A 13,001-nucleotide genomic window follows, 5' to 3' on the forward strand; every position below is an offset into this window, starting at 1 on the left:
TTTTTAGGATTGGTAGATTTGACTTCCTTGACTGATAAACTCTTTTGCCTTCTTCTCCATCTCTCTTTTCACTTCTTCTGATTGGTTGCGGATGTCATGAGATATTTTCATACTGCAAAACTTTGGTCCACACATGGAACAGAAGTGAGCAGTTTTAGCACCTTCAGCAGGCAATGTTTCATCATGGAATGCCAGCGCTCGTTCTGGATCAAGTGACAGGTGAAATTGATCCCGCCATCTGAATTCAAATCTCGCTTTCGATAAGGCATCATCACGCTTTTGAGCAGCAGGATGTCCTTTTGCTACATCAGCTGCATGTGCGGCAATTTTATAAGCGATGACGCCTTCTCTTACATCTTCTTTGTTCGGCAGACCTAAATGCTCTTTTGGTGTCACATAGCACAGCATGGCTGTTCCGTACCAGCCGATCATCGCCGCACCGATCGCGGATGTAATATGATCATATCCCGGTGCAATATCTGTTGTTAGAGGGCCTAACGTATAAAAAGGTGCCTCTTTGCATATCTCCATCTGCTTATCGACATTCTCTTTGATTTTATCCATTGGAACATGACCAGGTCCTTCAATCATGACCTGTACATCATGTTTCCAAGCGATCTCTGTCAATTCCCCTAACGTTTCCAGCTCTGCAAACTGCGCTTCGTCATTTGCGTCCGCAATGGATCCAGGTCTGAGCCCGTCCCCAAGCGAAAAGGCAATGTCATATGTTTTCATGATTTCACAAATTTCTTCAAAATGGGTATACAGAAAGTTCTCTTGATGATGAGCGAGACACCATCTTGCCATAATGGCTCCGCCTCTTGAAACAATTCCAGTGACCCGGTCGACTGTGAGCGGAATATACCTTAACAGGACGCCCGCATGAATGGTGAAGTAGTCAACCCCTTGCTCTGCCTGTTCAATTAATGTGTCTCGGTATACTTCCCACGTCAAATTTTCTGCGATTCCATTCACTTTTTCAAGTGCTTGATAAATCGGGACAGTTCCTACTGGGACTGGGCAATTGCGGATAATCCATTCTCTCGTTGTATGAATGTCCTTTCCTGTAGACAGGTCCATCATCGTATCTGCCCCCCATCTAATTGCCCATGTCATCTTCTCCACCTCTTCTTCAATGGACGATGTCACAGCTGAATTGCCAATATTCGCATTAATTTTCACGTGAAAATTCTTTCCGATGATCATCGGCTCACTTTCAGGATGGTTGATATTCGCTGGAATGACCGCTCTCCCACTAGCCACTTCCTCTCTAACAAACTCAGGACTTAGCTGTTCTCTCAAAGCGATAAACTCCATTTCAGGCGTAATGATGCCCTTTTTTGCATAATGCATTTGCGTCACACAAGCACCTTGTTTCCCGCGGAGCGGTATATGATGAAAATCTGTCTGGGCAGCTTGAAAGGATTCTTTCCCGTTCAAGCGATATCCATTATCTTCTGGCTTTACTTGACGCCCTTCATAGCTTTCAGTATCTTCTCTTTCTTTAATCCATGCTGATCTCAGGCGCTTTAATCCCTTTGTGACATCAATATGAGCCTCCTCATCTGTATACGGTCCACTTGTATCATACACACGAATCGGTTCATTTGGGATATCACCTGCTTGTGTCACTGTATTTGTGAGCACAATTTCTCTTTTTGGCACCAAAATGTCAGGTCTTGAGCCTTGTTCATATACCTTTCGACTGCCTTCAAAGTTTGATAATAAAGATTGCGTTGATGGAACATTTGTCTTTTCATTCATTTGCTGTTCTCTCCTTCTTTTCGTGTCACCGGACAGGATGGAATCAGCACCAGCAAAAAACCAGATTCTATGTAAAGAACCTGGTTTCGTCGTCAGAAAAAAACATGTATGCCATTCATATGGCACATGTATCATCTTCAACTTCCCCACGCTGGTACGAGCCAGATCAGGTCCAAAGGGTTAAGAAGCTTGTCTTCTCTCTCAGCCCGCATTTCCGGGCACCCCTAGTCACTTATATTGATTTCCACAACAGTGTAGCATAGCTGAGAAATGAAAAAAAGAAGTTTCAGGAAAATAGTTCCTTTCCCCTATAATGAATACACGATCTTCACGATATACATCTTTCTATACACGATCTATCTCTCTCATTTCGATTAAATCAGAAATAATCATTGATCCTTTTCTCCCAATATGTATAATTAATCTAAACGGAGAATTTTTATACAAACATGATTCAAAGGAAGTTCTAGTCGATTGCAAACATTTCTTACATTTATCGTCGTTGGATTCTCAATTGCTCTACCTGTTGGAGCGATCACGGTTGAAATGACAAAGCAGGGATTAAAAAACGGATTCTTTCATGGATTAACTGTAGGTGCTGGTGGTATGACCATCGATATATTGCTCATCTTGGCTTTATATGCTGGATTTGCTCAATTTTTATCTTTGCCCTTTATCCAAATTCCTCTCTGGCTGATCGGTGCCATCTTTTTAATGATTCTTGCCTACGATTCGATTAAAAATGCGGATCAAGACATCCATTTAGCAGGAGAAAAAGTGAATAAATCATTCGCTAAAACATACCGAAATGGGCTGCTCGTCGCAGTATCCCCTGGAAACCTTGTGTTCTGGGTATCTGTGTTTGGTGCTGTACTGGCAGATGCTTATACGAATACAAATTCATCTGAATTTATATTGGCTGCTGCGGGTATTTTGGCAGGGATTCTTCTTCATGACATCGGTCTTCTCACGATTGTTTCCCTAACAAGAAAAGTGATGAATCGATCAATGATCAAGTGGACATCCATTATTGCCGGTATTTTATTACTTGGGTTTGGCTGTTATTTCTTTTATGAATTTTATATCGGGATCAAAGTTTATTTTTAAAGAAAGGCTAAAGTTCGTCATGAACTTTAGCCTTTTTTATTCCCGCCTAGCGGGTCATGCCTGTCTGACCTGTTTCAAATTGCGTTTTTCTCATATCTCTGAAGCGTGTAAATACGCCTTCGTCTTTAATGACTTGGACAGCTCTTCCATCTGCATAACGAGTCGCTGCTTCTTCTACTTGTGATACACCCTCTGATGTCAAGCGCCCATCTGTTTTAAGAGCAATATACACATTTTCATCCGTCACCATGACTTGTGAGTCTGTCACATGGTTCATTTTGTTCACTCGGTTGGCGATTTTTCTTGAACGCTGGATGTTCTCTTGTTTATCGTAGCCAGAGAACGACATTTGGTTATGATAGTTCATATCTCCATGACTGTAGCGTCCATCTCCACCAGTAAGCGGCATTCTCACTTGATCCTGTGTAGGGCGTGAACGATAATCAACATTCGTTGTATTTCTTCCGTTCATTCCCTCCATAAGCTCAGAAACCGGTCCTTGATGATCTTGATTGTTGTCTGTTGCCTGTTGATTGGAGTGGTATCCAACTGGCTGGCCAGATTGATTATGACGTGTATCTACACCCGCATTGTTATTTGTACCACATGCCGTTAATCCAATAGGTAGAAGCACTAAGGCGATTGTTTTTTGCCATTTTTGTCTCAAACGAAAAACCCCCTGTACAAATTGAATCTCATGAGCGCAAAACAGGCTCTGTTTTAGCATGTACAGTTGAGGACAAAAACAAGCTGTCAGTTATAAACAAAAAAAGGAACGATTGAGATCGTCCCTTGTGTCATTAATCTTCTTCGTCTTCTTCTGGTCTTGCAAAAACAGATGGGTTTTGATAAGGCTGCTGCATATAAGGCTGTGCTGGATAAGCACCCATTTGACCATATGGAACAGGGTTTGGATAATGTCCAGGCCATGGTTGATGATGCTTCATACCATCATCGCATCCGCAGTCTTCCTTGCCATATGCTTCATTTGGAGCGTTTGGATAAAAGCCTTGATTGGCATTCGCATTCGCTCCTGCATTTGGATGCATATGGTGGTGCCAGTGATGCCCATCGTTTGCATGATGCTCATGATGTTCACCGTAATAAGCCGGTGCTTGATACGCAGGATAATAAGGCTGAGCCGCCGGGTAAGGATACGGCATCATGTGATGGTGATAATACGGCTGTACCGGATAACAAAGGCCTGATCCCGGTAAAATAGGAGAAGCGGGTACCATTTGCTGCGGATATGGATACATTGCTGGCATGTAATGACCATAACCATAATAAGGATCATATGACTCTTGATGATGGTGGTGATGCTCTTTATTTTCAGCCATGCCCCCTACTGCTGCCCCTCCAACATTCGGCATTTGCGGGAAATTAGGAAGGTTTGGGTAATTACTATGCTCCATATCTTTTCCCTCCTCTTTTTGATGTGGGATATGAATGAATGGATCATATCCCTTTGCCACTTCATCTTTGAAATGATCCTTATTTTCATGATGAAAATGGTCCTTGTGATCTTTATGATCCTTTTTCTCATGAACATGATCTTTCTTTTCATGAACGTGATCTTTTTTCTCATGATGTTCTTTTTTGGGAGGAGGCGTGAATGGCTGGTAGAGATTCGTCTGATAATAGTTTACATCAACTTGTGGAAAAACTGGCTGTTCAATCTTTGGTACTGGTGGCACATAAGGTACAGGTTCATTCGGTTTTTCCTTCGGCTTCGTATCTTGAACTTGCACGACATCCTTTGGCTTTTCTTTTACATACGGGTGTTCTTTTGCTTTTGGCATTTCTTTTGCTTTGTGATGATCGGTTTTGACAGGAACACCACTAGATGGAATTTTGATTTTCATTCCTGGCATGATCAAATCTGGATTACTGAGCTGCGAATTTAATTTTTTCAATTCTTGAAAGTCGACTCCGTACTTCTTTGAAATTTTCCAAAGGGAGTCTCCTTTTTGCACAATATGAATTTTCAACGTTTTCCCCTCCTATGCAAAACGTGAACGTAGCGGTTATGTCAGAAGTACAATATGTTTCAACATAAATTTATGCCTATTTACAAGCCGATATGATAAAAACTTGTTTTCTGATAGGAGGGGACACTTCATTATTTAATGGTGAGCATCTTATTTAAAGCGAGCAATGCCTCTTTCGTCGTCTCTTCATTCACTTGAATCAAACCGACTGGCTCCCCTTTTTCAATGCTTTCAAGTGACCATAGTAGATGAGGCAGATCAATACGGTTCATTGTCAAACATGGACACATATCTGGATTGAGGGATTCAATTTGTTTGTCAGGGTGCTGGTCAATGATGCGTTTCACTAAATTCATTTCTGTTCCAATGGCCCACTTGCTTCCTGCTGGTGCCTGCTTGATCGTATCAATAATAAATTTCGTTGAACCAGCTAGATCAGATGCCTTTACGACTTCATGCGTACACTCTGGATGAACAAGAATCTGTATGTCACGGTCTCGTTTTCTCGTTTGTTCAATATTCTCAATGGTAAATTTCTCATGAACAGAGCAATGACCTTTCCATAAAATCATTTTAATTCGATGAAGCGGTTGGTCGGTGATGAGCTTTTCTTCTATTTGATCCCAGACAGCCATTTCCTCTAGCGGAATCCCTAAATCATAGGCCGTGTTACGCCCTAAATGCTGATCAGGAAGAAAAAGAATCCGCTCTTTTTGGGTCAGCGCCCACTCCAATACTTTTTTAGCGTTTGAAGATGTGACAGTCGATCCGCCATGTTTGCCGACAAATGCTTTAATATCAGCCGTTGAGTTTACATAAGTCAGCGGAAGGATCGTATCTCCAAACAGCTCAGTGAGCTGATCCCACGCCCTGTCTGTTTGTTTCATATTCGCCATATCTGCCATTGAACAACCTGCTCTCATATCTGGCAAAAAGACGTGCTGATTCTTTTTTGATAACATATCGGCCGTTTCTGCCATAAAATGAACCCCGCAAAATACAATGTATTCTGCTTCGTGATTGTCAGCAGCAATTTGTGCAAGCTGCAATGAATCACCTGTCACATCAGCAAATTGGATGACTTCATCTTTTTGATAATGATGACCCGGTATAAAAAGCTTTGATCCAAAAGCGCGTTTAATCTCTAATACTCTCTCTTTCATTTCATCATAAGAGCGCTGTTTATATTCATCTGGCATCATGGCTGTATGCTGCGCTGCTAACACATCAAGCATGGACATGAGTCGTTCCCCCTTTATGGCTGAATTCCATATTCATACTAAAATCGAATGATGGAGCAGAATGTGTGAGGAATCCAAGTGAAATAAGGTCTACACCTGTCCCCCGGTAGTTAGCCACATTCTCTAACGTGATGCCGCCTGATGCCTCTGTCAATATGGTTTCAGGGGTCATTTGTTTAAAGCGCTTCACTTCGTCTGGAGAGCAGTTGTCAAACATGATGACATCTGCTTTGGCATCAATGGCTTCCATCAGCTGTGCTTCTGATTCAATTTCCACTTCAATTTTCACCATATGACCGGCGTATGCTCTTGCTTTCTCCACAGCTTCCCTGATAGAACCACAAGCCGCAATATGATTATCTTTAATCATCACACCATCGGATAAGCCGAAACGATGATTCTTTCCGCCTCCGACTTTTACTGCGTACTTCTCCAGCATGCGCAAACCGGGTGTCGTCTTTCTCGTATCACAAATCGTAATAGATGGATCAGCTAATCGCTCTACTGCTTCATGCGTTAGTGTAGCAATCCCTGTCATTCTTTGTAGGATATTCAACACCACCCGCTCCCCTTTCAGCAAATCGTTGACGGGGCCTGTTATTTGTGCCAGTATAGCCCCTTCATGAATCCAATCACCTTCCTGGAAAAACAGCTCAGTTTGAACTTGTTCATTCAGCAGTTTGTATCCCATATCAATGACTTGTGTCCCGGCCAATACGCCTGATTGTTTCGCCATGATGTAAGCTGTTCCTTTCTTGTCTCCAAAGATGGCATCAGCGGATACATCTCCAAACCCAATATCTTCTTTTAAAAAATGAGTGAGCATTTGCTTTAACTGTAAACGTTCCATTTGGCACCAATCCTTTCATTTTTTATGATGTAAATATGGCCCTTTTCATGTACAATCTGTTTTGCTCGCCACGAAGCATCGTGCCGATTTGGATAATCGGTGCGATAATGACCGCCCCTACTTTCTGTTCTGAGTAATGCGGATTTGACAAGGCATATGGCTAAAGCCCATTGATTAGTTATTTCGATCTGTTCATTTGTGATATTCTTCACATTAATTTGCTGAAAAGAGACTTGTTCTAAATGATCGAGCAAAGTCTGTAAGCCTTTCTCATCTCTCACAATTGCGGCATATGCTGTCATCCATTTTCTGAGCTGAGCCTGTGAAACCGTTGGGACAGACCATACTTCTTGAATGGAAAGAGCAGGGTTTTTATCTTGCTGGGCTTGCGACCGCTCAACATACCGTGCCGCCTTGTTTCCTAAAACGAGACCTTCTAAGAGCGAATTACTTGCCAGTCGATTGGCGCCGTGTAAACCTGTACAAGCTGCTTCACCAATGGCGAAAAGTGATGGAACTGTTGTTTCTCCATGTTCATTCACCTTAATTCCACCCATTAAAAAGTGCATACCGGGTGAAACTGGCAGCCTTCCGCTTGCCATATCAACTCCCGCACGCTGACACATCGAAGCAATCGCAGGAAAACGTGCAGAAAAATGCGGAATATCACGGATGTTAAGATAAATGGAATGACCGAGTTGCTGCTCATGGAAAATGGTCCTTGCCACCACATCTCTAGGCGCTAAATCGCTCTGCGGGTGGATTCCTTTCATGATCCGCCTGCCTGATTCATCTTCTAAATAGGCGCCCTCTCCCCTGACTGCCTCTGATACGAGACCGATCGCTTTACCTGAAGTGGTCAAAAGGGTCGGATGGAATTGCACAAATTCGAGATCTACTAGCTGTGCCCCTGCGCGATAGGCCATCATCAGACCATCTCCTGTCACAGACGGATCATTTGTGTTTGTTTCATATAAGGATCCACAGCCGCCAGTGGATAATACAACTGCATCCGCGGTCATTGTATGTACATGACCTTTTTCGTCTTTCCACACAACACCGGTACATATCCCTTCATGAACTAATAGATCCATGACATGATGGTTTTCGTATACATGAATGTGTGAGCCGAGCTTCCCTTTCAAAAACTGCACGAGGGTTTTTCCCGTTTGATCTCCTCCTGCATGCAGAATACGATGGGTCGTATGGGCTCCCTCTTTACCTAACTGCGGAATTCCCGTTTCATCTCGATCAAATGGGCAGCCCTCTTCTACGAGCTTCTTTACAAGATCTTTTCCATGACGGACGATCTCCTGTACAGTTTTGTCATCATTGTGACCACACCCCGCAGCTAAAGTATCTTGCACATGCTGATCGACAGAATCATGTGCGGAAAAGGCTGCAGCGATTCCCCCTTGTGCGAGCATGGAATTACTAGAGGAAAATTGTTTTTTTGTCATCATGATGACTTGGCAGTTCTCTGAGATCGTATTCACAAAGGAAAGAGCCGCAATGCCCGACCCCACCACAATGACTTTTTTGATAGATGACACAATTGCCCCTCCTGTCACTTACACCTGTCTTGACACATATCATTACACAACACTACAATAAATACAAGAAAAAATTTTCACACAGGAGATGGATGGATTTGATTTATTTAGATTATGCAGCTTCTACACCTGTTTCTGAGGAATCACTGCATGTATTTCAGCAGTTGAGCAAAGAATGTTACGGAAATGCGAGCAGCCTGCATGATGCAGGAGGAAGAGCAAATGAAATCTTGGCTTACAGCAGACAATCACTTGCAGCGATTCTAGGGGGCGAACCTGATGGTATTTACTTTACAAGTGGCGGAACTGAATCCAATATCCTTGCGATTCAATCGATCATAAATGGACTACCTCCACATAAACAGCATGTCATTACCACATCAGTAGAGCACCCTTCCGTTCATCATGCGGTCAATGCCTTGGAGCGTCTCGGTGTGAAGGTGACGGTCATAGAACCGAATCAAGAAGGAATCATCACAAAGGAGATTCTCAAACAGGCTCTATTGCCTGAAACCGGACTAGTATCCATCCAGCATGCCAACTCAGAAACTGGGATTATTCAGCCATTAGCTGAATTAGCAACGCTCTTAAAAGAAAGAGATATTCTTTTTCATACAGATGCAGTGCAGACATTCGGAAAAATGCATGTGTCGATTAAAGAACTTGGGGTCGATGCCCTCTCCATTTCGAGTCATAAAGTGTATGCACCTAAGGGCGCCGGTGCTGTCTATATGGGGGCACATGTCCCTTGGAAGCCTATATATCAAGATACTGTACAGGAAAATGGTCTACGCCCAGGGACAGTGAACGTTCCATGCATCGGTGCTTTTGTTGCCGCGAGCGAGCAAATCATGCTGAAAATAGAGCATCAGCAGCAGCTGGATATTCAGCTTCGTGATTATTTTCTTCAGCAGCTAAAAAAACGGAAGCTGTCTGTCCGCATGCTGCAAGAAAGTGACCAGCGCCGCACGCTGCCTCATATTATTGGTTGTTTTTTTGAAGGGTTTGAAGGACAATATGTAATGTTAGCTTGTAACCGGCATGGGATTTGTATATCCACAGGAAGTGCGTGCGCTTCTGGTTATCACCACCCTTCCCCTGCTGTGAAGGCATTACATGTATCAGATCGTGATGCCCTTCAATTTATTCGACTATCATTTGGACGAGGATCATCAAAGGATGACATCGATCAGCTTTTGCATACATTTGAGAGCTTGCAAAAGGAGAAGAAAGGAGCATAAAACGTGGAACAAGAGAGAAAACTCATTGGCGAAGAAAGAAGAAACGCCATTTTAAAGTGGCTACAAGAGACTGATACACCGCTCACCGGAAGTTTTTTAGCTAAAAAAGCCGCTGTCTCACGACAAGTCATTGTACAAGATATTTCATTACTAAAAGCAAAAAACGAACCCATTATTGCCACAAGCCAAGGCTATGTGTATATGGCGCAGCATACACCGGAAACTGAAATTGAACAGATTATCGCTTGCAAGCACGATCCTCATCGTACAGAAGAGGAGCTGACACTGATTGTAGACTACGGTGTAACGGTGAAAGACGTGATCATTGAGCACCCTGTCTACGGGGAGCTGACGGCCTCTATTCGAGTGAGTACGCGCAAACAAGTGGCTGACTTCGTTCATCATATTTCTAATACGGGCGCCTCCTACTTATCAGAGCTGACAGACGGCGTACACTTACATACCCTTACTTCATACAGCCAAAAGCAGCTTGACCAAGCCATTCAAGCGCTTGATGACGCTGGATTTCTCATTAAAGACTAAAAAAATAGTGTCCCCAAGAGGACACTATTTTTCATTCGTTAATTCATATGTTTGATAGCTGCCGAGTAGTTTCACTTCACAGCCAATCGCTTCTAATTCTTGAATGGCGCCAGGGACAAGTACATCATCCATCTCTTTTTCGATATCAATGATAAATAAATAGTGTCCAAGGCCTGTTTTTGTCGGACGCGATTCAATTTTGGACAAATTGAGATTCCGCCATGAAAAAGCTGATAACACACGGTGCAATGCACCTGACTGATCATCCTTTGGCAGGCTGACAACAATGGTCGTTTTTGGCTTTGAAGAAAAACCAGAATTCATTGGGAACGATGCCTTCGCCTCTTTATGTAAAATAACAAAGCGTGTATGATTGTGCGGATAATCATGAATGTCTTTTTTCGCAATCGTCAATCCGTACGTTTTTGCGGCGATTTCATTTGCAATCGCACCAACAGCTTCATCTGGATGCTCACTGATGTATTTTGCTGCATAGCCTGTTGATTCCACTGGCCGATGCGGAATATCAGGGAACTGTCTCTTCAAAAATTGATGACACTGCGCAATGGCGTGCGGATGTGACTGAATCACATCTAATGTCTCCCAGCTCTCCGCTCTCGATGGATGGACAAGCAGGTGCTGGCGAATCGGTGCTGTCATTTCTCCCACAATGGACAAAGCGTCCTCATGAATTAAATAATCAATCGTTAAGTTCACAGATCCTTCAAGTGCATTTTCAAGTGGAACGACCGCCAAATCTACTTCTCCCTTTGACACTGCATCCATACATTGCGGAATGGTTGCATAAGCCCGCTGCTTTGCATCTTTTGGAAAACAAGAACAGACAGCCAAATGAGTAAATGTGGCCTCTGGTCCAAAGTAACCTACCGTTAATTGCTTCATCTGCTATGATCTCTCCTTTTACGCCCCAGAACCTAGAATTTCAACTTTTTCGACAAATTCAAGTTTTCTTAATTGATTCATGACTGTATTGATATCATCTGCCATGCCGGCCGTACTGATCGACAGGGTGACATTCGCTCTTCCTTGCAGCGGAATCGTTTGGTGAATGGATAACACATTACAGCCAGAGTCAGCCACAATTTGAAGCAGCCTAGACAGAGCCCCAGACCGATCCTCCAGGTGGAAAAACAATGTGATGATCTGCTCCTTGACCATTGTATAAAATGGAAAAACAGCATCTCGATATTTATAAAAAGCACTACGGCTTAAATCCGCTTTTTGAACAGCATCGGCAACTGAATCCGCTTTTTTGCGATCGAGAAGCTTTTTGACTTCAAGCGTTTTTCGCATCGCATCCGGAAGTACATCCTCTCTTACTAAATAGAACGTTTCTTCTTTCACCTGTTTTCTCCCCTTTTAAAAACGGGAGAGCCCATGAACTGGACCCTCCTTTTGATCAATCGATAAATTCAAATTCAAATTCAAGCAGACGAATGATGTCTCCATCTTTTGCACCACGTTCACGCAGGGCATCATCAACGCCCATTCCGCGCAGCTGTCTAGAGAATCGTTTCACTGACTCGTCTCTTGAGAAATCTGTCATCTTAAACAGTCGCTCAAGTGCTTTACCAGTTAAGACAAACGTACCATCAGGATCTCTTGAGATCTCAAATGCTGCTTCTCCTTCATCAAACTTGTACATCACACGGTTATCAGAGAGCTCTTCTTCATTGTAGAGCGGGAATTCCGGTGTTGTTTCAAGCTGATTGGCGATTTCAAATAAGAGCTCACGAAGCCCTTCTCTTGTGATCGCACTAATTGGGAACACTTTATAGTCATCTGTTAATTTTTCTTTAAATGCCGCTAGATTGTCAGCTGCATCCGGCATGTCCATTTTGTTCGCTACAATGATTTGTGGACGCTCTGTCAATCTCATATTGTATTGCTCAAGCTCTTCGTTAATGGTCACGTAATCTTCGTATGGGTCACGCCCTTCAAGTCCAGACATATCAATGACATGGACAATGACACGTGTACGTTCAATGTGGCGTAAAAATTGATGACCTAAGCCAACACCTTCGTGCGCTCCTTCGATCAGTCCTGGCAGATCCGCCATGACAAAGCTTCGGTTATCGTCTGTTTCAACAACTCCGAGGTTTGGCACAAGCGTTGTAAAATGATAATCCGCAATTTTTGGTTTCGCAGAAGAGACAATCGAAAGCAGCGTTGACTTCCCGACACTTGGGAAACCAACAAGTCCAACATCTGCAAGTACTTTTAATTCTAAGATGACGTCACGTTCTTTACCTGGCTCACCGTTTTCAGACAGCTGTGGTGCAGGGTTTGCTGGTGTTGCGAAGCGTGAATTTCCACGTCCGCCACGTCCACCTTTGGCAATCACAGCCCGCTGTCCATGCTCTGTCAAGTCAGCTAGCACTTGTTCCGTCTCGGCATCTGTCACAACTGTACCAGGCGGAACTTTAACAATCATTTCTTCCGCATTTCGGCCATGCTGGTTTTTACTCATTCCATGCTCGCCGCGGTCCGCCTTGAAATGACGCTTATAACGAAAGTCCATTAACGTTCTGAGTCCTTCGTCTACTTCAAATACTACATCTGCACCATTTCCGCCGTCGCCGCCAGCTGGCCCGCCTTTTGGCACATATTTTTCACGACGGAACGCCACCATACCGTTTCCGCCGTCACCGCCTTTAACATACACTTTAACCTGATCTACAAACATAACT

Annotated in this window: 12 protein-coding genes and 1 riboswitch; of the genes, 3 read left to right on the forward strand and 9 right to left on the reverse strand. The window is 43.4% G+C overall.

Annotated elements, in window-relative coordinates; translation table 11 throughout:
- Positions 1-3: 3 nt before the first annotated feature.
- Positions 4-1,764, reverse strand: coding sequence for a phosphomethylpyrimidine synthase ThiC (gene thiC / locus ABG082_RS12480; RefSeq protein WP_348936148.1), 1,761 nt, complete (start codon positions 1,762-1,764; stop codon positions 4-6).
- A gap of 126 nt (positions 1,765-1,890) precedes the next feature.
- A riboswitch (TPP riboswitch) is annotated at positions 1,891-2,000 on the reverse strand.
- Positions 2,001-2,238: 238 nt separating this feature from the next.
- Here thiC and ABG082_RS12485 point away from each other — a divergent pair.
- Entirely contained in the window at positions 2,239-2,871 is a 633-nt protein-coding gene (locus tag ABG082_RS12485) for a LysE family transporter (protein ID WP_348936149.1), read from the forward strand.
- A 46-nt stretch (positions 2,872-2,917) separates the two neighbouring features.
- On the opposite strand, the gene ABG082_RS12490 is transcribed toward ABG082_RS12485, so the two are convergent.
- From ABG082_RS12490 to nadB, 5 genes are all read right to left on the reverse strand, one after another.
- Positions 2,918-3,538: a YhcN/YlaJ family sporulation lipoprotein gene (locus tag ABG082_RS12490; protein WP_098680672.1), complete on the reverse strand. Its 621-nt coding sequence runs from the start codon at positions 3,536-3,538 to the stop codon at positions 2,918-2,920.
- A 133-nt stretch (positions 3,539-3,671) separates the two neighbouring features.
- Positions 3,672-4,862: a SafA/ExsA family spore coat assembly protein gene (gene safA / locus ABG082_RS12495; protein ID WP_035701736.1), complete on the reverse strand. Its 1,191-nt coding sequence runs from the start codon at positions 4,860-4,862 to the stop codon at positions 3,672-3,674.
- A 131-nt stretch (positions 4,863-4,993) separates the two neighbouring features.
- Entirely contained in the window at positions 4,994-6,103 is a 1,110-nt protein-coding gene (gene nadA / locus ABG082_RS12500) for a quinolinate synthase NadA (protein ID WP_007501511.1), read from the reverse strand.
- On the reverse strand, positions 6,090-6,953 hold the full coding sequence (gene nadC / locus ABG082_RS12505; RefSeq protein WP_348936150.1) for a carboxylating nicotinate-nucleotide diphosphorylase: 864 nt from the start codon (positions 6,951-6,953) through the stop codon (positions 6,090-6,092). The genes nadA and nadC overlap by 14 nt, the downstream gene beginning before the upstream one ends.
- Positions 6,935-8,506 carry an L-aspartate oxidase gene (gene nadB, locus ABG082_RS12510; protein WP_348936151.1) on the reverse strand — a complete coding sequence of 524 codons (1,572 nt, stop codon included), beginning with the start codon at positions 8,504-8,506 and terminating at the stop codon, positions 6,935-6,937. Before nadB ends, nadC begins: the two co-directional genes overlap by 19 nt.
- A gap of 92 nt (positions 8,507-8,598) precedes the next feature.
- Here nadB and ABG082_RS12515 point away from each other — a divergent pair, with 92 nt between their 5' ends.
- Both ABG082_RS12515 and ABG082_RS12520 read left to right on the forward strand, forming a co-directional pair.
- A complete protein-coding gene (locus tag ABG082_RS12515; RefSeq protein WP_348936152.1) occupies positions 8,599-9,747 on the forward strand; it encodes an IscS subfamily cysteine desulfurase in 1,149 nt (382 codons plus the stop codon).
- Positions 9,748-9,750: 3 nt separating this feature from the next.
- Entirely contained in the window at positions 9,751-10,290 is a 540-nt protein-coding gene (locus ABG082_RS12520; RefSeq protein ID WP_017358132.1) for a transcription repressor NadR, read from the forward strand.
- A 24-nt stretch (positions 10,291-10,314) separates the two neighbouring features.
- Here ABG082_RS12520 and pheA read toward each other — a convergent pair whose 3' ends face one another.
- From pheA to obgE, 3 genes are read right to left on the reverse strand one after another with little or no spacing between them, the layout of a single operon-like run.
- Positions 10,315-11,193 (reverse strand): prephenate dehydratase, encoded by an 879-nt coding sequence (gene pheA / locus ABG082_RS12525; protein ID WP_348936153.1) that lies wholly within the window; start codon positions 11,191-11,193, stop codon positions 10,315-10,317.
- A gap of 18 nt (positions 11,194-11,211) precedes the next feature.
- Positions 11,212-11,655 (reverse strand): ACT domain-containing protein, encoded by a 444-nt coding sequence (locus ABG082_RS12530; RefSeq protein WP_008342790.1) that lies wholly within the window; start codon positions 11,653-11,655, stop codon positions 11,212-11,214.
- Positions 11,656-11,710: 55 nt separating this feature from the next.
- Positions 11,711-12,997 (reverse strand): GTPase ObgE, encoded by a 1,287-nt coding sequence (obgE, locus tag ABG082_RS12535; protein ID WP_007501521.1) that lies wholly within the window; start codon positions 12,995-12,997, stop codon positions 11,711-11,713.
- Positions 12,998-13,001: the final 4 nt, after the last annotated feature.

Origin of the sequence: Bacillus sp. BS1807G30, from assembly GCF_040047675.1 — a bacterium.
Lineage (GTDB): Bacteria > Bacillota > Bacilli > Bacillales > Bacillaceae > Bacillus > Bacillus altitudinis.